The sequence below is a fragment of the Geotalea uraniireducens Rf4 genome, from assembly GCF_000016745.1.
In the GTDB taxonomy this organism is placed as follows: Bacteria; Desulfobacterota; Desulfuromonadia; order Geobacterales; family Geobacteraceae; genus Geotalea; species Geotalea uraniireducens.
The window spans coordinates 1,462,944-1,486,173 of the sequence record NC_009483.1; the positions used below are offsets into that span (position 1 = coordinate 1,462,944).

The 23,230-nt window shown below is 55.3% G+C and carries 21 protein-coding genes; 1 reads left to right on the forward strand and 20 read right to left on the reverse strand.

Annotation, left to right across the window (positions count from 1 at the left end; all coding sequences use genetic code 11):
• Nucleotides 1–22: 22 nt before the first annotated feature.
• The 20 genes from GURA_RS06315 to GURA_RS06405 form a co-directional block, all read right to left on the reverse strand.
• Nucleotides 23–1,801 carry an RHS repeat-associated core domain-containing protein gene (locus tag GURA_RS06315; RefSeq protein WP_041245307.1) on the reverse strand — a complete coding sequence of 593 codons (1,779 nt, stop codon included), beginning with the start codon at nucleotides 1,799–1,801 and terminating at the stop codon, nucleotides 23–25.
• Between the two features lie 231 nt (nucleotides 1,802–2,032).
• A protein-coding gene (locus tag GURA_RS06320) for an IS3-like element ISGur5 family transposase (protein ID WP_085949352.1) occupies nucleotides 2,033–3,588 on the reverse strand; the annotation gives its coding sequence in 2 pieces (ribosomal slippage) (nucleotides 2,033–3,111 and nucleotides 3,111–3,588; 1,557 coding nt in all).
• Nucleotides 3,589–3,736: 148 nt separating this feature from the next.
• Complete coding sequence (locus GURA_RS06330) at nucleotides 3,737–7,723, reverse strand: SpvB/TcaC N-terminal domain-containing protein (RefSeq protein ID WP_011938162.1); 3,987 nt, start codon at nucleotides 7,721–7,723, stop codon at nucleotides 3,737–3,739.
• Between the two features lie 296 nt (nucleotides 7,724–8,019).
• Nucleotides 8,020–8,232 (reverse strand): hypothetical protein, encoded by a 213-nt coding sequence (locus tag GURA_RS24605; RefSeq protein ID WP_198134531.1) that lies wholly within the window; start codon nucleotides 8,230–8,232, stop codon nucleotides 8,020–8,022.
• On the reverse strand, nucleotides 8,220–8,780 hold the full coding sequence (locus GURA_RS06335; protein ID WP_011938163.1) for a nitroreductase family protein: 561 nt from the start codon (nucleotides 8,778–8,780) through the stop codon (nucleotides 8,220–8,222). Before GURA_RS06335 ends, GURA_RS24605 begins: the two co-directional genes overlap by 13 nt.
• A gap of 40 nt (nucleotides 8,781–8,820) precedes the next feature.
• Nucleotides 8,821–9,813: an AI-2E family transporter gene (locus GURA_RS06340; RefSeq protein ID WP_011938164.1), complete on the reverse strand. Its 993-nt coding sequence runs from the start codon at nucleotides 9,811–9,813 to the stop codon at nucleotides 8,821–8,823.
• A gap of 151 nt (nucleotides 9,814–9,964) precedes the next feature.
• Entirely contained in the window at nucleotides 9,965–11,047 is a 1,083-nt protein-coding gene (locus GURA_RS06345; protein ID WP_011938165.1) for an MlaD family protein, read from the reverse strand.
• Entirely contained in the window at nucleotides 11,044–11,829 is a 786-nt protein-coding gene (locus GURA_RS06350; protein WP_041245308.1) for an ABC transporter ATP-binding protein, read from the reverse strand. Before GURA_RS06350 ends, GURA_RS06345 begins: the two co-directional genes overlap by 4 nt.
• Complete coding sequence (locus GURA_RS23885; protein WP_085949359.1) at nucleotides 11,822–12,049, reverse strand: hypothetical protein; 228 nt, start codon at nucleotides 12,047–12,049, stop codon at nucleotides 11,822–11,824. Before GURA_RS23885 ends, GURA_RS06350 begins: the two co-directional genes overlap by 8 nt.
• A 17-nt stretch (nucleotides 12,050–12,066) precedes the next feature.
• Nucleotides 12,067–12,840 carry an MlaE family ABC transporter permease gene (locus tag GURA_RS06355; protein ID WP_011938167.1) on the reverse strand — a complete coding sequence of 258 codons (774 nt, stop codon included), beginning with the start codon at nucleotides 12,838–12,840 and terminating at the stop codon, nucleotides 12,067–12,069.
• 6 nt (nucleotides 12,841–12,846) lie between these two features.
• A complete protein-coding gene (gene lon / locus GURA_RS06360) occupies nucleotides 12,847–15,165 on the reverse strand; it encodes an endopeptidase La (protein ID WP_011938168.1) in 2,319 nt (772 codons plus the stop codon).
• 69 nt (nucleotides 15,166–15,234) lie between these two features.
• Complete coding sequence (locus GURA_RS06365; RefSeq protein WP_011938169.1) at nucleotides 15,235–17,172, reverse strand: ABC-F family ATP-binding cassette domain-containing protein; 1,938 nt, start codon at nucleotides 17,170–17,172, stop codon at nucleotides 15,235–15,237.
• An 84-nt stretch (nucleotides 17,173–17,256) separates the two neighbouring features.
• Nucleotides 17,257–17,658, reverse strand: coding sequence for a type II toxin-antitoxin system RelE/ParE family toxin (locus GURA_RS06370; protein WP_011938170.1), 402 nt, complete (start codon nucleotides 17,656–17,658; stop codon nucleotides 17,257–17,259).
• Complete coding sequence (locus GURA_RS06375) at nucleotides 17,649–17,933, reverse strand: CopG family ribbon-helix-helix protein (RefSeq protein WP_041245309.1); 285 nt, start codon at nucleotides 17,931–17,933, stop codon at nucleotides 17,649–17,651. The genes GURA_RS06370 and GURA_RS06375 overlap by 10 nt, the downstream gene beginning before the upstream one ends.
• Nucleotides 17,934–18,276: 343 nt before the next feature.
• Nucleotides 18,277–18,615, reverse strand: a complete 339-nt coding sequence (locus tag GURA_RS06380; RefSeq protein WP_011938172.1) for a YajD family HNH nuclease — start codon at nucleotides 18,613–18,615, stop codon at nucleotides 18,277–18,279.
• Nucleotides 18,616–18,641: 26 nt separating this feature from the next.
• Nucleotides 18,642–18,956: a CcdB family protein gene (locus GURA_RS06385; protein ID WP_011938173.1), complete on the reverse strand. Its 315-nt coding sequence runs from the start codon at nucleotides 18,954–18,956 to the stop codon at nucleotides 18,642–18,644.
• Nucleotides 18,956–19,204, reverse strand: coding sequence for a type II toxin-antitoxin system CcdA family antitoxin (locus GURA_RS06390; protein WP_041245310.1), 249 nt, complete (start codon nucleotides 19,202–19,204; stop codon nucleotides 18,956–18,958). Before GURA_RS06390 ends, GURA_RS06385 begins: the two co-directional genes overlap by 1 nt.
• A gap of 72 nt (nucleotides 19,205–19,276) precedes the next feature.
• The gene (locus tag GURA_RS06395; protein ID WP_011938175.1) at nucleotides 19,277–19,681 is read right to left on the reverse strand and encodes an RNA recognition motif domain-containing protein; all 405 of its coding nucleotides are present in this window, start codon (nucleotides 19,679–19,681) and stop codon (nucleotides 19,277–19,279) included.
• A gap of 60 nt (nucleotides 19,682–19,741) precedes the next feature.
• Nucleotides 19,742–20,227, reverse strand: a complete 486-nt coding sequence (locus GURA_RS06400) for a tRNA-uridine aminocarboxypropyltransferase (RefSeq protein ID WP_011938176.1) — start codon at nucleotides 20,225–20,227, stop codon at nucleotides 19,742–19,744.
• A complete protein-coding gene (locus GURA_RS06405; RefSeq protein ID WP_011938177.1) occupies nucleotides 20,224–20,460 on the reverse strand; it encodes a VF530 family protein in 237 nt (78 codons plus the stop codon). Before GURA_RS06405 ends, GURA_RS06400 begins: the two co-directional genes overlap by 4 nt.
• A 371-nt stretch (nucleotides 20,461–20,831) precedes the next feature.
• Here GURA_RS06405 and GURA_RS06410 point away from each other — a divergent pair, with 371 nt between their 5' ends.
• Entirely contained in the window at nucleotides 20,832–23,210 is a 2,379-nt protein-coding gene (locus tag GURA_RS06410) for an Rne/Rng family ribonuclease (RefSeq protein WP_011938178.1), read from the forward strand.
• The last annotated feature ends 20 nt before the right edge of the window (nucleotides 23,211–23,230 follow it).

Here is a 23,230-nt window from a genome sequence, read left to right on the forward strand (position 1 = left end):
CTTTCTGAGAGTATAATAACTGTCACCACCAATCACCTCCAGCATCACCATCATCTCCACCATCATCATCAGACCCACCGCCCGAAGAACCTGAATTACCAGTCGTTGAACCAGAATTATCGGATGTAGAGCCAGTATTACCAGAAGTCGAATTATTGCCAGGTGTGTAGTTTTGATACCAACTGTTGAAATCATAAGTCGGTAAAGTATAAGTAGGAATTGAAGGTAAATCGGGCATAGGCGATTGAGATAACAGATAAGACAAACTACCATCAATTTGACCAGAACCCAAAAGGGATTGGTCGAATGCATTACCTTTAGCAGTCGATGAAGAATGTTCACCATAAGTCTCAAAAACATCTTTTGTAAATAAAGGAACTCCAGCGGCGCGAGTCATTGTAGCGATTGACCTGTCCGCAACTTCTGCAGTTTCAACAACTGTTTCAATGTTTCTTCCTATCTTTGCCGCAGCTGCAGCGCTTCCAACACTAAGAAGATTGAGTGATTCCAGCCCCATAGTTGCTTTGTAATCAAAGTCCGACATAGTTCCAGTTTTGTGCTCATAATACGCATTCCCCATTGATAATAAAGACAAGCCAATTCCAGTACCTTTAACAATGGCACCACCAACGCCGGTCGGAGCTGCATAAACTGCCGCTGTATTAACAACAGTGCTACAGAACCCCAATGCGCAAGACCTGGGCGAATGGCCGCTAGGGTCTCTGTATTTGACCGGATTATTCAGCGCATAAGCATACCTGTTCAGACTCTGCGGGTTCCCCGGACTAGGCACGATACTATCGGGAGAAATAAACCGCCCAATATCGGGGTCATAAAGTCTTGCACCGTAGTTATAGAGTCCTGTTTCATAATCCAGCTCCTGGGCGGTGTACTTATGAGTCATGCCACCTATTGGCTTGCTGTCCAGCCTTGTTTCGCCGTAAGGGTAGTAGTAGATGTCCTCCACCTTGTTGCCGTAGTCATCGGTCGTAATCGCCGTACTTCCAAGGTGGTCAGGGTGGTAATATATGGTCGAACCCTGGAAGTTCCTCGCAATTCTGGTATTTCCGGCAAAGATGTAATTGCCGCAGTTACCATTGATGCATTCGTACAATTTACCGATGTACATCCTTGTATTCGAGTTTAACTTTTTCACCCTTTTTCCGTTGCCGTCATAAATGAACGTCGTTGTGACACCGTTCATGGTAGCAGTTTTCGGCAAGTTGTCCGGGGTATACGTTACCGTCCTCTGGCCGTCGGATGTCATATTGCCGTTGTCGTCGTACTGGTAGACCCTACCGGGTGCGGTCGAGGCGGTCTGAACGGCATGGGCACGGGTCGGATCAAGGGTATAGCCGACCGAGCCATAAGTAAGGTTATGCGGGATGGAGGGATTGACAAGGTCATTCAGGTCAATCATATTCCCCTTGCTGTCATAGTTGTAGGTGCGGTAAAGCAGACTATTCTGCAGCTGATCGGCCTTCATGGCAAAAAGGCGGTAATTTTGCGGATAGTACCAGTAACTGGTGACGATGCCGTTGCCATAGTAGAGTTTGCCTGGCTGGCCGAGGGCGTTGTACTCGTCGTATTCCGCATAGCCGCTGATGTCGAACAGGTTGCCAGCCGCGTCGTAATGGTAATCAACGGATTCGCCATCCGGGTAAGTGATGTTGTTCAACCTTCCCATGCCGTCATAGGATTTCACAATGGTATAGTCGACGTTGTCTACCGTTTTGACGGTTCTTGTCACCCTGCCGGAGAGGTCATAATTGTAGGTGGTCTTCCCGGAACCGTCTGTCATGGAGGTAAGCCTGCCAAACGGATTGATTGAGGTCGTTTCGTCGTAAGTAAAGACTACGTCTGTTTCACCCGAATCTGCCGGGTAATGTTTGTGCGTTGGCCGGTTCAAAGCATCGATGTCGAAGGTGATGAGCTGGCCATTTACCTTGTGATTGGCATCTTTGACCCAAAGCAGGCTGCCATCGGGATAATAGCGGCGGGTGTCAAGGTAGTTGTCGCCTCTGTTGAATTTTTATGCGGCGTCAAGAAGTTCGACTTCCGCCGTTGGTTCAGGGTTAAGATAAACTGTTTCCACTGGCTCCCAGTTTCGGATGTTTTTTGACCAGCGGTTTGGGTTTTGTTGCCGGGCCTTCTCGTATATCTCCCGGCGGTTTAACAGGATGGCTTTCTCCCGGCCGAAGTGGCGATCGTCCGGGGTGACGAAGCGAATGCCGCTGTGCAGATGCTCCGTGTTATACCAAGCGACGAAACCATCAACCCAAGTCTGGGCCGCTGCCAGACTTGAAAAAGGCCGACTCGGATAACCAGGTCTATATTTCATGGTTCGGAACAGCGCTTCTGAGAAAGGGTTGTCGTCACTGACCTGTGGCCTGCTGAAGGAAGGAATTACGCCCAGGCGCTGGAGAGTAGCCAGCATGGTCGCCCCTTTCATCGGGCCGCCGTTGTCGGAGTGAAGAATCAGGCCTTCCGGATTGATGCCGAGCCTGATACAGGCTTTCAGAAACAGCCTGGCGCTATAGTCATTGGATTCTTTTAAAAACACCGTGGACGCTACGATCTTGCGGCTCCAGACATCCATGATCATGTAGAGATAAAAGAACTGCCCAAGAATCGGGCTCTTCAAGTAGGTGATGTCCCATGACCAGACCTGGCAAGGACCGGTAGCCACATGTTCTTTTGGCTTGCGGCTGGTGGCGGGCCGGGAGGGTTCCCGGTGAGTCATCAGCCCATCGTCTTTGAGCACCCGGTAGAAACTCGATTCCGACGCCACGTATATTCCCTGATCGGCCAATTGCGGCACGATCTGTTTCGGCGAAATATCCCGAAACGCCGGGGAGTTTGCAATATCGATGATGTTCTGCCGCTCCGACGGAGCCAGCTTGTTCGCCGGTTCTGCGACTGGCCCATGTCGCCGATCTGCTCCGTCATCCTGGAGATTCCAACGCTGGAACGTGCGAATGCTCAGCCCGATGGCGACAACGGCCGATTCAAGTCTCGCTCCGGAATGGGTTGCCTCTTCAATAAGTTGCCCGATCATCTGCCGTTCCTCTTGTCCGTGGGCTCGTCCTCGCCCCCCCAGATCGATTGGACTTTTTTTTTGAGGATCAAAATCGCGGCGGCCTCGGCCAATGCTTTATCTTTGCGCAGTAATTCTTTTTCCAGTGCATGAATTTTGCGAGTTTCCTCTGATGTTTTTGAGGAAGGCCGAGACGGTTTTTGCAGCCCCGAAAGCATCATGGCGCGCCACTCGCGTAACTGTGCTTCATGAATTCCATTGCGACGCAGGAAGGCGCCAAGTTGATCTTCGGCAACCGTCTCGGCTTCGATGACGATTTTGAGCTTTTCTTCGGCAGACTTGTCTTGTGGGCGCTTTGGGGACATTGTTCTCCATGGTGCTTCAGAAATTGGGGAGTTACCAGATTCATTCACGACATTTGCGTCTCGAAGCCAGCGAGAGAGTGATTGTTGGGGAATTCCCACTTCTCGGGATAGAGCTGAGGCCGAGACGCCATTAGGGCAGGCCATCTTGCGAACCAGGCTGGATTTGAATCCTTGTGTGTATGTCATTATAGATCCTTGCTGCCCCCAGATGTTGAAAAAATACGGGTCGCCGGCTTTTGCCGGTCCCGGTCTTTCGAGCTGAATCGCAAGCTCGCTACGCTCGTTGCAATTCAGCTCGAAAGACCGTGGCTAAACAACCCATCTGAGGCGACAACTATTCTGACACAGGGGGATAGCTGTATTCCCAATACCCCATGTCCGGGTCGGTCATGTTCTTTTTCCGCCCCAAGGTGTCGTACTCAATGTGCGTTTTTTTCTGATTGGCGACGGGCACGCCCATCTGGTTGGCATCGATTACATCCGTAAGATTTCCAAGAACGTCGTAAGTATAGGTGGTAGTAGCGTAAAGTGTGAACTGGCTTGGATTCTGAGTTGTGTCGCATGTCGTGGAGGTCCCCGTGTACTCTTCCACTGTAACAAGACGTCCCAGTGCATCCCGCGTTTCACGCCTGCGGTGGCCGTTTTCGTCTATGAAGACGCTCACGAGGTCGTTGTAGCAGGCCAGTGTGAACGTGTTGTCCGGGTTGGTTGTTCTCGTCACTCTTCCCATCGGGTCATAGGTGTAAGTCCGGTAAACCGGCGTTTCAACGCCCTCAAAATAAGGGGCTGAAACACTGTTCACCTTTCCTCTTTGGTCATATACCGTTTCGGTGACGATAACCTTGTTGTCAGGCCCGCTTTTCCGTACCTTGAATGTCCGTCCCAAGCCGTCGAAATAGGAGGCGGACCACATGCCCAACTGATTATAGGTATAAACGTTTTGACTGCCGACCGTACCGAAGGAGTTATAAGCAGTACTCGTCGAGAACAGGTCCGGCTGAATATCCTTTGTCTTTCTGCCGAATACATCGTACACCGCCGTTATGGTCGCGTTGTTGGGGTCGGAAATACTCTTCAGTTGGCCAAAGCGTCCATTGTCGGCGGCTATGCCGACGCCATAATAGGCGGAGGTCGTCGTCTGGGTCTTGGCATTGGTGCTTGAGACAGGGAAAGTTTGATAGATGGTGTCAAAACCTGTTGTGGTTACGTTGCCGTTAGGGTCGCGGGTGCATACCGGATTGCCGTAGCCGTCATAAGCCGTCCGGGTTTCAGAGTTGTTGCCACCATTGAGCCAGCGGGATACGACGGTTAGGTTCCCATTAGTTGGAGTATGATTGTATTGGGAGGCGGCAGAGCAATTGGCAAGAGGGAAGTCATCGTAATAATAATCCGTCTGGCTGACCTTCAGGTTGGTACCGATATTTGTATCGCCTATGCCTTGGAAAACGCTAACAGTGGCTGGTAAAGATACTATCCAGTTGGTAACATTTGGTGAAAACTGCCTCTCGATGGTCATGTTCAGGGAGACATTAGCAGGATTCATGATGTCACCATAACGATCTTCGCGGGTCACATTGCCGTAATTTGCATGAGGTGAGGTAAGGTAATCATCGTAGTAGTAGACGGTTCGTGTCTGTCGAGCGCTACCACTATCCCTGCACTGCCCGTATGCTTGCCCATCACAGATGTAGGTGTCTACCTTGGTGGCTGGACTGTAGTTGTAAGGGGTTGACGTGTAAGTCGAGTATGATGTCTCAGTTTCGGAATATACTTTACCCTGACCGTCAGATATCCGTGTCCTGTAAGGTTTCCCTTTCATGAACCCAACGGTCGCCGATGGGTTGTTCACGTCTACAGCGGTATCATCCCCTTGGTGAAACCATGTTTCTGTTACGGTCAGTTCATTGTTCTTTCCGGGACCGATTACCTTCGCAGAGTTGAAGCCGCGAAAGTCCTTTGCACTGAAATTGTAGTAGCCGCCGGAATAGGAATAGTTCGAGGTGGAGGTGTTGTTGTTACCGTCACTGACGGATACGCTTGAGATAAGTTGCATGGTGAATGGAAGCTGGGCATACCATGAGGAGGGTGAATAGGAGACGCTGATTTCGCCGCCAAGGCCGTTGGAGACGTGCGTAAGAAGGTCAGTCAACGGCGCGTTGGCATAGCCCGATTCCCAATGAAAAGCTCCACCTGGATAAGAGGTGTCATGTGGATAGCACACGATGTCGGTCTTGCCATCGGCATTATAGTCTCCGGCAAAGCATTGCTGGCTGACTGACGTTTCAGGAGAAGGGCCGCCGTCCCAAGAAAGGGTGTTCCAGCCGTTTCCGAGAGATAAAGCCGTGCTCCAGATACCGCCGGAGGTGTAGCAGGAAATATCGGTTTTGCCGTCGCCATTGAAATCGCCGGACAAGCATTTTGTGTTGATTGGAAAGGAGACGATGGCGCCGCCCATCGAGAAAGAGGCCGTGTCCCAGCTGCTGCCGGTTGACAGTTGAACATTCCACAAACCGCTGCCGGAGGCACAGGCAATATCGGTCTTGCCGTCACCGTTGTAATCTCCAGTCATACAGATTCCGCTCAGGATGTAGTTTGATTTGACGAAGTCCGGAGCCATCCCGTTGCTATACCAAGTGGCAGGCGTCCAACCGTTGCCGTTGGAGAGGTACATATTCCAGGTGCTGGTGTTCCCGGAGTTGCAGGCAAAGTCGGTTTTGCCGTCGCCGTCGAAGTCACCGGTCAGGCAGTTGTTGGTTGGATAAGTGAAGGTAGTTGGCCCGTCGGACCATTGGACTGGGCTGCTGCCCCATGCGCTGCCGGTGGACAACGCCATTTTCCAGGTATTGCTGGCATAACAGGCAAAGTCCGACTTGCCGTTGCCGTCGAAATCACCGCCAAAACATTGAGTTATGGGCAGAACAGTTGGAGCGTTATGCCAGGTTTCTTTAGTCCAGATTTCTCCGGCTCCTCCCGGGAAAACCATGGTCCAGTCCCCGTTATTGGCAAAATTGCAGGCAAGGGCGTTTTTCCCTTCGCCATTGAAATCGCCGGTAACGCATTGATGTCCCAAAGAATCCTGGGAAAGATCCGTAGGCTTGTTGCCGTCAGGTAACCATTGCAAAGATATCCCATTCACGTCAAGATTGTTGAATAAATACTTGAGGTCCCACCCGGTGCTACCGGTAGAGCAAAGGATATCGAATCTGCTGCCGAATTTGCCGGGGATGCAGTACATGCCGACAGGGAGCGGCATAGATACCCCGATAGGGTCAGAAAGACTCCATCCGCCGCTGGATGTTCCGCCGGCAACGGTGTAACCGTTGGAGTATCCAAGGGTGATAGGCGGCTTTGTGGTCGTACCGTCACTGCCGTACTCTGTCACCGTGCCGAGAACCGACCTGTTGGTCAGTGGACTGTACTGGTTGCCGGTCGTCGTCGAGTCGGCATCATAGTTCAGTTCATATTTTCTTACCCGCAAGGGTTGTGTGTTAACTGTGTTATAGTTGGACCAAACCTCGATGGTCTTGAGCCGCTTCGCCGTGGTGACGGCAAAGTTGGTTGTGTACATTGTCGGGGCGTCGTTGCGGTCTTCGAGGATGAACTTTACAGAATTGGTAGGGGGGAGTTTATGAGTGACAGGGTCGTTGCCGGTGTAGTCTATCTCGTTCAAGTATAACTGGTTCCGGTCCGGGGTGTAGTTGAGAGTGACGTAATTGCCATTCGTATCGGTTATCAGGTCAAGACACCATTTGAAGACGTGGGCCGGCTTGTTGGGGTCGTAGACTGTGGTGTTGGGTTCGTGACCGAAACGGAAGCGTACCCCCTTTTTATCAATCGCTTCCCAATAGGTTCCATAATTTATAAACCGAATGAAGTTCCCTTCTATCTTGGCGCGGTATTCGGAGGTGCCGGGGAGATTGACCAATTCCGTTACCCCGCCCGGTCCGCGCAATAGAAAGTCGCTGGCGTCATAGTTCACGCCTCCTTTGGTGCTCCGCTCTATTGAACCCATTTCCAGTTCCCAGCCGACACCCAGCCAACCGTTGCCGTTCGTGCTCCGATAGGTGAGGACTATGCCGGGATCTACACCTCTACGGCCGGGCGGGACTTCAATAGGAATGCGATAGCTCATGGTCCCTGTGAAGAGGTCTGGTAAAGGCGTGTCGCTGTTTGCCGAGGTGTCGGTTCCGTCAGCGACTTCCTTGCCGACAACTTTCTCGTCTGCCGCATGGGCATTTACGGTGAAGAAGATGGAAAGCGTCAGGCATAGAACGAGAACGGCGTTTTGCAGGGAATTGCCAGCACAACGGATGGGAATCATGTGGAGCCTCCGTTTATATTGCATTAAATTAAAAGGTAACTATTCAGCGTATATGTTTTGACGTCGGAGGATAGGCATCCTGCCTGTCTTCAGGCGAAGTTTCATCAGCCTGACAAGTTTGAACTGAACACATGTTCAAGCGATAAACCCGCTTGAAACACAGGCTAGAAGCCTATTGGTTGGTTGGGGAACCATCAAGATATCGCAGTGCTGCCGTTGTCGTTCGTTTTTTCTTCTTTCCCGGAATTCCTGGCTAACCCTTTCTTGCCTGATTCATATTTCAGAAGATAAACAGGTCATAGCTTCCGCGCCTTGAGCCCGCACAAGGGGCAGCGCTTCTCCACAACTGCCTGCTCACATGATTCGCACCAGTACTGAAGGTTTTCCCTGTCCCGGCATACCCGGCAGACTTCAGCCGGTTTACTATTGCCGCATGTGCACTCCCTATCGGCCATGGCCGTTACCTCGCATTTCCCTTCTGCGGTAAATACAGCCGCTACGCCTTCCACTTCTCGTAGAAAACGATCTGGTCCAGCGGCTTTCTTGGCGGCCCCGCCTTCACTTCCTCCTGCGGGTAGCCGAGCGGGAAGAGGCCGATGATGCGGATCTCCGGCGGAATGTCCAGAAGGTCCCCCAGCTTTTCCTCGTCGAAAACGCCGACGAAAACGCTTCCCAGCCCCAGGTCGTGGGCGGCAAGCATCAGGTTTTCAGCGGCGATCCCCACATCGGTCATGTAGTAATGTTCGCCACGCAAATCCCCGGACTGGGTAGGATCGGCGCAGGCGACGATGACCACCGGCGCATCGGCCAGGGCCTTCTGCGCAGGATTGGTCTTGTATCCCCTCGGCACGAAGAACGCCTCCACGTACGACAGTTCGCTGATCTGCGTTTTTGTCGCCGGGTCCTGCACCACCACGAACCGCCAGCACTGCATGTTCGCCCAGGAAGGGGCGATCTGCGCCGCTTCCAGCACTGCCTGGAGTTTTTCCGGTTCCACCGGCCTGTCGGAGAATTTGCGGATGCTGCGTCTGGTTTTGATCGCTTCGAGTGTATCCATTGTTGCCTCCTTTGAATTGATCGGTTCATTCACCTTTTTACTATATCAGATTCTTCGCCTTGATCTCGGCCTTGAGCCAGGCGTATGCTACTGGCGCCGCTACCAGGCCCCCTATGCCGAAGACCGCTTCCATTGCCAGCATGGCGCAGAGCAGTTCCCAGGCGCTGGCGTGCACTTGTCCGCCGACAATCTTGGCGTTGGTGAAATACTCCAGCTTGTGAATCGCGATGAGAAAAACCAGCGAAGCCAGTGCCACCCCCGGCGACATGCCGAGGCTGATCAGGACGATGGCGGCATTGGAGATGAGGTTGCCGACCACCGGGAGGAGCCCGGCAACGAAGGTGAGGGGGATGAGGACCGTCAAAAGCGGCATGTGAATGTCGCACAAGGGGAGGATCACCAGGAGATAGAGCGCCGTGAGGATGGTGTTGAGCGCGGAAATCTTCACCTGGGCGAAGACCACCTTATCGAAAGCATCCGCAAGCCCTTGAGCACGGGCGTGCAGGGCGGCAGAGAATGACGGCCAGCTGTCGATTCCGCTGAAGTGATGCAGGGCGGTCATGCCGCCGACAACCATACCGAGGAGCACATGGGCGAATGTCTTGATCCCGGCCATCCCCATGGCAGAGATCTTCTTCCCGTGCTCGCGCAACATCTCGGCAAGCGGTTCATGCAGCTCCTCCACCGTGGCCGGCAGGGCGTCCGCCATGGAGGCGGGGAGGGCGTGCCTCAGTTTTTCCAGCGTATCGGCAACGGTTACAAGCAGGGCGGCCATGCCGCCGTTGCCTTGCAGGAACGACCAGAGACCGAGGCTGGCGCCGATCAGTCCCATGATGACGATGGCGGCTATGGCGGCCAGGGCGATCTTGTGGGTCAGGCCTCCCCAGTTTGCGGGCAGCCGCCGGGCGAGTTTGACCGTCAGGACATGAACGGCAAGGCCGGCAAAGACTGCCGGCAGCAGATGAAAGTGCAGCACCAGCGGAACGGCAAGCGCTGCAAGCAGGTAGCTGACGAATATGGGACTGGTGGGCATGGGGCTCCTTAAACGAAAAGGGATTGAAAAGTATGTTAAAAAGGCCGCCTGCACCGGCATCGAGCCGGCACGAGCGGCCTTTGTTAATTCAAATAGTGTACCCGATGCAGAATCTGCAACTTTATAAAAGCCCGGTTTACGGCTTTGCCGGTTAAAACACCGAGAACTTCAGATAACGCCTGGGGTTCTCCTTGAGGTCCTTGATGAGGAAGTCCACGTCATCCACCATCTTGTTCATCTTGTCGTACAGGACCCGCTCGTTCATCAGCCTGCCGGCGGTTCCGTCGCCATGATTCACCCTGGCGGCAACCTCTTCAAAGGCCTTGACCGAATTGTCGGCCCGTTCGATGAGGGCCATTCCCTTGTCGTAGAATTCCCGGTCGCCGAGCAGCTTACCGATGGTGCTGTCTTTGGAGGTCAGTTTCTTGTTGAGTTCGCGCACATCGTCGGCAGCCTGGTTGCTCTTGTCTGCCAGGGCGACCAGCTTGTCGTAAAGCTGTCGGTCGTGGAGGAGCTTGCCCAGGGTTCCGTCGGAGGTCTGGACGTCGTTCAGGGTCTGATCGGTGCGGTTGAGAATGCTCATCAGCTTGTCGTACGGCTCACGGCTCCTGCTGAGCTTGCCGAGGGTCCCCTCGCCACTGTTGGTGTTTTTGGCGAAGGTGTCGAGCTCGGCGGTCAGTTTCACCAGGTTGTCGTAGAGTTTCGGGTCTTTGGCAAGCCGCCCCATCGTCCCTTCGCCCCGGTTCATCTTGTCCATGGCCAGGTTAAGGCGGTCGAAGGCCGAGCCCGCTTTCTGCATGACGTCGTCGAGCTTGGTTATCGACGTGCCGTAGAGCCTCGTTTCCGGGGCAGTGGACACATGCAGGCTGGGGGTGATGTCCACATATTTTTCACCCATCAGCCCGCGGGTCTTGACGGTTATGAGGGAATCCTTACCGATTTTCTTCAGCGACTCCCGCTCGATTTCCAGAATGACCTCGACCTCGTTGGTCCTGTTCGGCTTTTCGAAATGGACTTCGGTGACGATGCCGACGTCTACCCCGGCCAGCCAGACCGGCGCCCCGACCTTGAGTCCTGCCACGTCGGTCATTATCACTGAAAGTTTCCCTTTGGGGATGAAGAACTTGGTCTTTTCCCCCATGAGCAGGACGCCGCCGGCAAAAAACAGCAGGGAGAAAACGATGAAGATCCCCGCCTTGAGCTGCGACCAGGCAATGTTGTCGCTTCGTTTCATGATCCTTCGCTTTCCGTTTCGTAGTTGTTGGTAAAAAGAGATTTTTCCGTCGGCGCGAAGAATTCCCTGGTTTCCGGGATTCTGGCGGCGGTCAGCTCTTCTTTGGTTCCTTCGAAAATGAGCCGTGCATTATGGATAAAGGAAAAACGCTTTGAGACCGCAAAGGCGGTCTGCATGTCGTGGGTCACCATGAGGGTGGTTTTTCCTTCTTGCTGCAGGCGGAGCATCAGGGTGCAGATGTTGTAGACGCCGATCGGGTCGAGCCCTGTGGTCGGCTCGTCGAAGAAGATGTAATCCGGGTCGGCGGCCAACGCCCTGGCAATGGCGACCCTTTTTTTCATTCCCCCCGACAGTTCGGCGGGGTAAAGGTCAATGGCCTGCTCCAGGCCGACGAAACCGAGCTTTTCCAGGACAATCCGCTCGATCTCCGCCTCCGAGAGCTTTCCCTCTTCAAAAAGCCGGTAGCCGACGTTTTCACCGACGGTCATGGAGTCGAACAGCGCCCCCCCCTGGAAAACGATGGCAATCTTTTTCCGCAACCGGATCAGTTCCCTTTCCGGGAGGCCGGCAATGTCCCGGCCATCGATGGTTATTCTTCCCGAATCGGCGGGAAGAAGGCCCAGGAGAAGCTTGAGGATGGTGGTTTTGCCGACGCCGCTTACGCCGAGGATGGTGCGATCGATCCCCTGCTCCAGGTACAGGTCGAAACCATCGATGATCTGCCGTCCCCCGACCGAGTAGCAGACCTTTTCCATCCGTATGCCCTGTTCCGTGCTATTCACCGTTCACCCCGGGCGCATGCCATGCGCCCCTACAAATTCCCACCTCAACCACCGACCGCTGACCGCTGACCGCTGACCGCCGACCACCGACCACCGACCACCGACCACCGACCACCGACCACCGACCACCGACCACCGACCACCGACCACCGACCACCGACCACCGACCACCGACCACCGACCACCGACCACCGACCACCGACCACCGACCACTGACCATCGACCGCCGACCGCTTTTCACCCCCTGAACGCGATGAATATCTTCGTCAGAAAAAAATCGGAAACCAGGATGATCACGGAAGAAATTACTACCGCCCTTTTCGCCGATGCTCCCACTCCTTCTGCTCCGCCTCTGGTGTTGAATCCCACATGGCAGCCGATCATGGCAATGACGAAGCCGAAAAACGCCGGTTTCGCCACCCCCTCGATCAGGTCCTGGAACACCATGAACTGTGGGATGGATTTCCAGTACATGATGGGGTTCATATCGTAGCTCGCCGACATGATGTAGCCGCCCAGGAGCGAAATCGCGTCGGTGATGATCGTCAGGAGCGGCATGGCGACGAGTATCGCCTTGAGCCGGGAAGTCACCAGGCGTTTGACGATGTCGGTCCCTTCGACCCGCATGGCGTCGATCTGCTCGGTGACGACCATGGTGCCGATCTCGGCGGTAATGGCCGAGCCGACCCGGCCTGTAACCATCAGGGCGGAGAGGACCGGCCCAAGCTCCTTTATCATGGTCACCGCCACCATCCCCCCGACGTAACTGGTGGCGGCGAAAGGCTTCAACTGGATAAGGGCCTGGAGGGCCATGACCATGCCGGTAAAGAGGCCGGTAAGGATGACGATGAAGAGGGAACCGACCCCGATCTTGTCCAGTTGGGTGGTGAAGTCCCGGTAGTAGTAAGGTGGAGAGACGATGCTGCGGACGGCCCGGAGCGACAGGGTAAAGAATTCCTGGACTTCGAGCAGGAACGATTTCAGGGTGTTTTCAATGAGGTTGATCGGCATGTTTGTTTATTGCAGCGCTTCAATGAACGCTTCGCGCACGTCCTCGACGAAGATGAATTCCAGCTCCTCGCGTACATTGTCAGGTATATCTTCCAGGTCCTTGCGGTTTCTTTCCGGCATGATCACCTTTTTTACCCCGGCTCGGCGTGCGGCCAGTATCTTTTCCTTCAGACCGCCGATGGCCAGTACCCGGCCTGTGAGGCTGATCTCGCCGGTCATGGCCACATGGCGGTGGGCCTGGCGGCCTGACAGGAGCGAGACGATGGCGGTCGTCATGGTGATGCCGGCAGACGGCCCGTCTTTGGGGATGCTCCCGGCCGGGACATGGATATGGATGTTCATGTCGGTGAATTCCTTGGGGTCGATGTTCAGGTCTGCACTGTTCGCCTCGACAAAGGAGAGGGCGGCCCGCGCCGACTCTTTCATGACGTCTCCCAGAGAGCCGGTCAGGATCAGGTCTCCCTTACCCTTCATCCGGGTCGCTTCGACAAAGATGATGTCGCCGCCGGTCTCGGTCCAGGCAAGGCCGGTGACTACGCCGACCCGGTCTTTTTCCGCGGCCACTTCGTCGTAAAATTTGCGCGGTCCGAGGAATTCTTCGGCCAGTTCCGGGGTTATGATCTCGCGCGGCGGCTTTTTCTGGGTTATTTCCTTGGCCACCTTGCGGCAGATGGAGGCGATATTGCGCTGAAGGTTTCGCACCCCCGCTTCCCGGGTATAGTCGCGGATTATCTTGTAGATGGCCGCTTCCGTGAATTGAAGCGGGTACTTCGTCAGTCCGTTTTCCTCGATTTCCCGGGGGATGAGGTAGGTGACGGCGATCTTTTCTTTTTCCTCATCGGTGTAGCCGGAGAGGGTGATGACCTCCATCCGGTCCTTCAGCGCAGGCGGAACCGGGTCGAGCACGTTGGCTGTGGTGATGAACATGACATTGGTAAGGTCGAAGGGGACATCCAGGTAGTTGTCGGTGAAGGAGAAGTTCTGCTCAGGATCGAGGACTTCCAGGAGGGCGCTGGCCGGGTCGCCGCGAAAATCTACGCCGATCTTGTCTACTTCATCGAGCATGAACACCGGGTTGTTGTTGCCCGCGCGGTAAATTTCCTGGATGATACGGCCGGGAAGCGCCCCGATGTAGGTCCGCCGGTGTCCGCGGATCTCCGCCTCGTCCCGCATTCCACCCAGCGAGACGCGGATGAACTTGCGTCCCAGCGCCCGGGCTATGGAGCGGCCGAGACTGGTCTTCCCCACACCCGGCGGGCCGACGAAGCAGAGGATCGGCCCTTTCATCTTTTCTTTCAGGGTGCGGACAGCCAGGTATTCGAGAATCCGCTCCTTGACCTTCTTCAGGTCGAAGTGGTCTTCGTTGAGGACGATTTCGGCCTGGGTGATGTCCCGGTTGTCGGTCGTTGCCGTTTGCCACGGCATGCCGAGCAGGTAGTCCAGGTAGGTGCGCGACACGGTGTACTCCGGGGACGCGGGGTTGATTCGCTCCAGCCGTTTCAGTTCCTTCTCCGTGATTTTCCTGACCTCTTCCGGCATGCCTGCGCTTGACAACTTTTTCCGCAGTTCCTTGATCTCGGCCTGGCGGTCGTCTTCTTCGCCGAGCTCTTCCTGGATCTGCTTCATCTGTTCCCGCAGCAGGTATTCCTTCTGCGTCTTGCCGACCTTCTTCGTCACCTCGGCCTGGACTTCGCCTTTTATCTGGAGTCGTTGTACCTCGGCGGTCAGGCTCATGTAGACCTTTTTCAGCCGTTCGATCGGATCGATGGTTTCCAGCAGTTTCTGCAGTTCATCGACGGGGAGATTGACATAGAGCGCCACCAGGTCCGAAAGTCGGCCCGGGTTGTCGATGTAGTCTATCATTTTCATTACATCGTCGGGAAGGGGACGTCCGTAAGAGAGGGCGATTTTCAAGAGCGCGTTCAGGCTACTGACCAGGGCATCGGAAACCACAGATTTTTCTGCGAATTCCCGTACTTGCTCCACCCGCACCAGGGTTATGGGTGTTTCCTGGACAATTTCCAGGAGTTTGATCCTTGCCAGCCCTTCCAGAACCACCTTGGCCCCCCCCTCGGAAATTTTGGTAAGCTGGTTCACCTTGCAGATGGTGCCGATTTCGTTGAGGGAAGCGGCAAGTTGGTCGGTAGGTTCTTCCTTTTGTTTGATCAATGCCACCATGTTGTTGAAAAGGATCGCCTCTTCAAAAACCGAGATTTCTTCATTGGTTATAAAAAGCGGAAATACCATGAAGGGGAAGGCGACCACATCACGCAGAGGGAAGAGGGGGATCATTTCCGGCATGTTTATCGACAGGCTTTCGGCCATCGGGGGATCCTTAGTATTCACGGAATTGAGTGCTAAATAGTGTAAGAGTAACCAGTTATCGGAGGGATGTCAAGATTGCATCCCCTCCCATTCCCCATAAAGTACGGCGATGCGGGCAGTTAAGGCTGTGTGCTCTTCTCCCGTCCGCCGCGTCGCCTCATGGTCAGCGAAGAATTCTGGCTCGGCCATCCGCTGTTCCAGCCCGGCCAAGAGTCCTTCCTTGATCTCGATCTCCGCCTCCAGTTCGGCGAGCCGTTTCTGCCGCCCTTTTTCTTCCTTTTGCCTCTGTTTTTCCTCTTCGCGCTGCCGTTGACGCTCTTCCTTTGGAGCGGTCGGCAGGGAACCGGGATCGGGGACCTGGGATCGGGGATCGGATGGAAGAGAGCGGGGAGGGGGCGATGCGGTTTCTCCTCCCTTTTTCTGCAGGTAATACTCGTAATCGCCCATGAAGCTTGTGACCTTGCCGTCTCCTACCTCGACCACCCGGGTGGCGAGGCCGTCGATGAAGTGGCGGTCGTGGGAGACGAAGACCACCGTGCCGGAAAAGGCGCGCAGGGCGGCGAGCAGCACTTCCTTGCTGAACAGGTCCAGGTGGTTGGTCGGCTCGTCCATGAGGAGCAGGTTGGAAGGGCGGAGCAGCATCTTTGCCAGGGCGAGGCGGTTCCGCTCTCCGCCGGAGAGGACCGACACTTTTTTCTGGATGTCGTCGCCGGAAAAGAGGAAGGCGCCGAGGATGTCGCGCAACTGCGGCACCATGTCGAAGGGGGCGTCGGAGAGTATTTCATCGTAGACGGTCTGCTCGCCGTTCAGCTCCTGTGCCTGGTCCTGGGCGAAGTAGTCGCGGATCACGTTATGGCCGGGAATAAGCTCGCCTGCCTGGAAATCCCCTCCGGCCAGGATGCGCATCAGGGTCGATTTACCCGCGCCGTTGTGGCCGACCAGGGCGACCCTCTCCCCCTTTTCGATGGCGAGGTCGATGCCGTCGAGCACCACGTTGGCGCCGTAAGCTTTCTTTACCCCCTTCAGCTCCACCACCATCCGGCCGCTCTTGGGGGGATCGGGGAAGCTGAAGCGGATCTTTTTCCGTTCCGGCGGCAGGACGATCCGTTCGATCTTTTCCAGCTGCTTGATGCGGGACTGGACCAGCGCCGCCTTGTCCGCCTTGTAGCGGAAACGGGAGATGAAGTCCTCGATCTTCTGCACCTCGTCGTCCTGGCGGCGCTTCGCCTCGCGCAGGGCCGTTACCCGCTCCTCGCGGAGCACCAGGTAACGGCTGTAGTTGCAGTGGTAGTCGGTCAGGGTGTGGTTCCAGACCTCCACTATCCTGGAGCAGACCTGGTCGAGGAAAAAGCGGTCGTGGGAAACGAGGATGATGGAATAGGGGTAGGACTGGAGATACCCCTCCAGCCAGTTGCGCGCCTCGATATCCAGGTGGTTGGTCGGTTCGTCCAGGAGGAGCACGTTCGGCTTCTGCAACAGGAGCTTGGCCAGGGCAATGCGCATCTGCCAGCCGCCGGAGAATTCGCCGCACTCCTTTTGCCATTCCGCCGGAAGAAAACCGAGACCGGTGAGGACGTTCCCCACCTCAGCCTCCATGGAGTACCCACCCTTGAGGCGGAACTCTTCCTGAAGGTGGCCGAAGCGGTCCAGCAGGTCGTCGTGGCTCGGGTCGTCATGGGGTATGACAGCCAGTTTCGCGGTCAGTTCGGCCAGTTCCTTTTCAATGGCCTGTAACTCCGCCAGGGCGGTCATCACCTCGGCAAAAAGCGGCATTCCCTTGGTAATGATGCCGTCCTGGGGCAGGTAGCCGACCGTCCCCCCCCTGGCAAGCTGGATTTCACCGGAGGAGTGTTCCACCTGGCCGGCAATGATCCGCATCAGCGTCGATTTGCCTGCGCCGTTCTCGCCGACCAGGCCGACCCGCTCACCCTTTTTCAGGTGCCAGGAAATATCGGAAAAGAGCGGTTTACCCGCAAAGTCCTTGGAGAGATGTTTCAGATGGAGCATTGTTGTTCCTTCGAGGTTTTGAATCTGTTGCCGCGGGTATTGTAGGTGGAGAGGGAGAGGTTTGTCAAATTGTTGGTTTGGGATTCAAGCCTTGCGTCGTTCTTCCAAATGTTCCCCAGCCAGAGACGGACCACTATCAGCCAACATACCGTACGTCTCCTCAACAGGATCATTCACCATCCATCCGGAAGGCGTATGACCTGAGAAACCGGCTTCCTTGCCATGCTTTACCGCAATAATAAAGATGGTGTCACCCTGGATACGATAACGAAGGACATAGCCGGCGGCGCCAAAAGGGATAACGAGGTCATGACAGTCCGGGAGGTCTTCAGCCGGCTTTCCGATGCGGGGATTCGTTTCGAGTGGAACTACCGCAGCCCTGATAGCTCTGAATGCCAGTTGGGCGGCTTCCTTGTTGTGGGGACGAATAAACTCTCTGAGTCGTTGCAGGTCATAGATGGCCGCTTCAAGCCACTCTATCCGCATTTCGGCGCCTCAAGTTCATTTTCTGTTCCCCAGGATTCAAGCCACCGCATGACGACGTCGTGGGGAACGGATTTTCCGGTATGGCAATACTCTTCCCATCGATCCAGAGATTCCTGTTTGAATCGTTCCGCAGCCTCTTCCCGATCCAGGTATTGCGAGATCGCCTCTTTTGCCAGCCAATGGGCAGAGCGCTTTTTGGCTTCACCGAGCTTTTGCAGCCGTTCCCTGTCTTGTTGAGGCAGCTTGATTGCCATGGGTTTCGTGTTTGACTGCATGAAATCACCTCCGGGTATTACTTGGTAGTAATCAGTATTACCCATCGAGGCTGTATTGTCAATTTCACTCTCAAACTCCACCCTCCGGTGCCAGGACCAGCTGTGTGGTGAGGATGGTGAATGTCATGTGGGAGGCTTATGCTGAGGCGGTTTTTGAGGCGGTCGGTGAGGTGGTGTTGTGGCGGTTTATGAAGGCACTTTTTCAAGATTGTCCTGTGTCGAGGGCAGCCCCCTCATTCATTCCTTCCCGGCGCTGCATGGCGTTATTCAGGTACTTGTTCGGCTCCGGCGGGTTTTCGTGCCATGGGGCACCTCCAGTATCAATAGTAATAAAGTGACGGGGTCATTTCTTCCGGTTGTCCCCACGCAGATAGTCGGCCAGGATCGACCGGCTGTGTTCGTCGTCGTGACAATAGACGCAGAGATTTTCCCAGTTGCTTCCGTCCGGAGGGTTGTAATTATGGTTGCCGTCCTTGTGGTGGACGGTAAGGAGGTGCAGGTTGGCGAGATCGAACTCCCGGCCGCATTTGGCGCAGATCCAGCCGTGGAGCTTCAAAGAGCGCTCCCGGTAGTTGTCGGGCGCCTTCTGCTCTCCCTTCATCCGGCGGACCATCTCGTCAAGCTCTTCCTGCGTCTTGACAGGCCCCGGCCGGGGAGCGCGTGGGCGGAATGATGGGGACATGGTCGGTTTCTCCCTGCTTTGAAATTTCAGAAGCCGGTGAACAGAAAATCGAGAGCGGCAATGATTTCCTCACGTCGTTCCTTGAGGGATGTAACCTTATCTCCCAAGGCATGGAGTGAAACGCCCGCCAGTTCAGCCGTAGACATGACCACTGCCGAGCGCCTGATCGTGAACCGTGGGTTGAGGTGGATGGCTGGTTTGCCCATGGCGGAAGCTGCCAATAACGGTACCACCACCCGCGTGGCGAGGTGGTTCAACAGCTCTGACTGTACGTCAAGCAGGTAGGGGACCGACTCTTTTGTCTCCGGGTTCGGATTGTCATAAACGTCAAACTGGGCCATCAGAAACGCCTCAGTCCATCGCTGAAAACGCCGTCCGCTTCAATGCGCCGGTTATAGACTTCAATGGCTTCGCGATTCTCCTCCAGCCATTGCCGACGCTTTTCTTCCCGAATCAGCTCGGCAAGGCGCAGTTCCAGCGTTTGCGACAGGTTGATGTGGTGTTCCCTGGCCTTTTGCAGCAGGTCACTGTTTATGGTAAGGTTGGTCGGTTTTTTCGGCGCATTGGGGTTGAAAAGTTTTGCTTCCACGGCACACTCCTTATGCGTGTTGTGCATGCGCATATTTTACCTTTGTTGAGGCTCCGGTGCAAGCGAAATTACTTACCGTTTCTTGCCGGGACGGCTCTCCTGCCCGGACTTGCCACGGGCCCCGCCGAATTTTCCCCCGGCGCCACCGGCTTTGCCACCAAAACCGCCGGATTTCCCGCCGGCCCCGCCGAATTTGCCACGGCCGGCGCCGAATTTCCGTGTCTTCTGCTGTTGCGGCCGGGCTTCGCTGACGGTGATGACCCGGTTCACCAGCAGTGCGCCATCCAGGGTTTCGATCGCATCCTTAGTTTCCTCCGCCGATGACATTCTCACATAGCCGCACTCTTTAAACTGGCCGGTCTCGGGATCGGTTATCAGGTGGATCGAGGTAACCGTGCCGACCACTGAAAACAGCTTCCTGATATCTTCCTCCGTGGCCTTGGGGGAGATACTTCCTACATACAACTCTTTAGCCATGATCTATTCCTCTTTTTTGTTGCTGCCGGTAGACCCGGCACAGGTCACTATCCTCGATATTTATGCCGTTAACTTCCAGGCGCCTCTATTTTTGACAAATTCCTTAAAATGTTCCTTCAACGTATCGGCAACCGGAGCTTGTCCTTTGATCCGCAGTATCTCCATAACACACTCTGCCGTGCACAGCCCGTATTCCTTCTGGTTTTTCCGCAGCGAATACTCGGACTTGCCTTTTATCCGAAGGCTGAACCTCTTTGCCCGCTGCAGGTAAGGGCTTCTATTGTAGATCTTTCTTGCTTCCTGCCATGTCCCATCGATAATGATGTACCGATCGATGTCGTCGATATCCGAAAGGGTCTCATCCTCCGTACCTGGATAGAGCAGGGCAATGGAACCGCTTTCGATGTCCTCCACCAGTCGGGCGACAGGATTCGTCCGTTCCCAGAGTATCTGTTCGGCATCGCCACCCAGGACATCCACTACCAACCTTCCCGTATTGGTCTTTTTTCCGAATTCTCTTTCATGGGGCAAGAGGGTGAATTTCATTTGATCCGTGCGGTCTCCCTTTTATATCGCAGATACAATCGCTCAACCTTGCTTCTGGCCCAAGGGGTCTTTCGCAGAAATTGCAGGCTGGACTTGATACTCGGGAAATTATGGAAACACCTGATATCGATGATTCTTCCCATTGTATCCCAGCCATAATGTTCTACCAACTGGGTAAGAATCATTTCCAGGGTGATGCCGTGAAGATGATCGTTTGGTTTCTTGTCAGTCATTTTCCGGCCTCTTTAATGGATTTTGGGGCAGAATTTCTAAAAAGAAGCTAAACGAAGTTAACTGTTTGTCCCCGTGCATGTCAATAAAAACCCTGTCTAAAATCGGTGCCAGGGTGAATTTACAGGCATACGGCGCAGTGAGGATTTATGGGAGCAAAAGCGGTAATTTCAAATTTTTCTTATGAACTGCCTGAAACTCTGCTATACTTACAAGGTTTTATCGTGATGCCCCCTGCTTCTTTCGTGGAGCTTTAGCATATAGGGCCGATGGAACAAGGATTTCGCCGCGCGGGGTGCGCCCTGCTGCCGGTCAAAAAATACCCGGGGTCGATGGATATATCACGTATCCGTCCCCACAAAAGGATTGAAGAATGTCAAAAAAGATGCTGATTAATGCGATGCACCCGGAAGAGGCGCGGGTGGCAATTGTCGAGGACGGCCATCTGGTCGAGCTCGATATCGAGATTGCCGGGAATGAGCAGACCCGCGGCAATGTTTACAAGGGGGTAGTGGTCCGGGTTGAACCGGGATTGCAGGCCGCCTTTGTAGACATCGGCCTGAAAAAGCTCGGATTCCTCCAGATGGGGGAGATTCACCCTGAAAACTGGCAATGGCGGGATGATGTCCCCGAGGACCAGCGGCACCGCCGGCCCCGTATCCAGGAAATCCTTCGCCGCGGCCAGGAGCTGATCGTTCAGGTGGAAAAAGGGGAGCGCGACAACAAGGGGGCGGCGCTTACTACGTATATTTCCCTGCCCGGGCGCTACATGGTGCTCATGCCGGGGAGCGATTCCGCCGGCATTTCCCGCAAGGTGGAGAGCGAGAGCGAACGGAAAAAGCTGAAGGAGCTGGTGGCCGGACTGGAGATACCTGAGGGGATCGGCTACATCATGAGGACCGAGGCGGTCGGCAGGACCAAGACCGAATTGACGAAGGACCTCCAGTACCTGGTGAAGCTTTACAGCAGCATCCGGGAGAAGGGGGCGGAAATTAAGGGGGCCGGCCTGATTTACCAGGAGTCCGACCTGGTGATCCGCACCATTCGGGATTATTTTAACGCCGATATCGACGAAGTGCTGGTGGACAGCAAGGAAGTTTACAAGCAGGCGCGGGCCTTTTTCAAGGAGACCATGCCCAAGTGTGAAAAGCTGGTGAAGATGCACCAGGAGAAGCGGCCGATCTTCTCCCGCTACCAGCTGGAAGAGCAGATCGACCTGATCTATGAAAAGAAGGTACCGCTCAAGTCCGGCGGCTCCATCTTCATCGAACCGACCGAGGCGCTCGTTTCCATCGACGTCAACTCAGGCAAATCCACCGGCGAGAGGGGGGTGGAGGACACCGCCTACAAGACGAACCTGGAGGCTGCCGCGGAGGCTGCGAGGCAGCTCAGGCTACGCGACCTTGGCGGGTTGATCGTCATCGACTTTATCGACATGCGTGAGCGCAAACACAACGCCGAGGTGGAGAAGACGCTGAAAACCGCCCTGAAAGGGGACAAGGCGCGGGTGACCGTCGGCAGGATCTCGCAGTTCGGCCTCCTGGAGATGTCGCGACAGCGGATCAAACAGACCATCAACCAGGCGAGCACCCTTGAATGTCCCCATTGCGAAGGGCGGGGCAAGGTGAAGTCGGTGGAGGCTATGGCGCTTTCCTTTTTGCGCAAGGTCCACGCTGCGGCCGCAAAGGGAACGGTTGCCGAGGTACGGGGCGGGCTGCCGCTGGAAGTGGCCTACTACCTGCTGAACCGGAAGAAACGGGAGCTGGCACAGATCGAGACCGATTATGATATCGATGTGACGGTAAAAGGAAAACCGTCCTTTCTCCTCAACCAGATGGAGGTGGAACTGACTAAACGGGAGAAACCGCTCGTTGAGGAGCATTTGCCGGTAAAAGGAGCACCTGCTGAAGAGGCCGAGGCGCATGAACCTGCTGCTGCCGTGGCTGGAGCCGTGCCGGGCGAAGAAATAAAGGGCAAGAAAAAACGGCGGAGAGGGAAGAAAAAACCGCACGTGGAAGGTGAAGCCTTAGTGGGCGCGGAGGCGGCAGCTGAACTGCCGCAGGTTGAAGCGCCTGAGGAAGAGTCGGCTGAAGCGGTTGGACCGGCGGCAGAGGCAGAAACAGAGGCAGAAGCAGCGCCGACAGGCGAAGGGCAGGGCGAAGAGCATAAAAAGAAACGACGGCGCAGACGGCGGCGCGGGGCAAAAGCGCCCGCAGCTGAAGGCGCGGTAGCTGGAACCCCTGCGGAAGAGGAAGCTGTTGTCGTAGAAGCAGCCGTCGCTTCCGTGGAAGAGCCTGTAGCAGCCGCCGAAGAGGAACCCCACGGGGAAGAGGCGAAGAAAAAACGTCGGCGCAAGCGGCGGCGCGGCGGTAAGCCGGCTGTGGCCGAAGGTGTTGCCGGTGAGCCTGTTGCAGAACAGCCGGCTACCCCACCGGTTGAAGATAAGGGCATGAAGCCGGTTGAGGCAAAAGCGGAACAGCCCGCGGAAGCGGAGCAGAAGCCGAAAAAACCACGGGCTCCGCGTAAGAAAAAAGTCGAAGAACCGGCGCCGAAGGAAGAGCGACCGATCGAGGCGGAAGCGGCTCCGGCGGCCGAGGAAGCCCCGGCCAAACCGAAGAAAAAAGCGCGCACCAAGAAGGTCGTCGAAGAAACTCCGATAGCACAGGAGCCGGCCTCTGCCGGGGAAAAACCGGAAAAGCCGAAACGGACGCGGGCTCCGCGAAAAAAGAAAGAGGTGACTACAGTTGAATAAATCAAGGTAAGCCGCTGGTT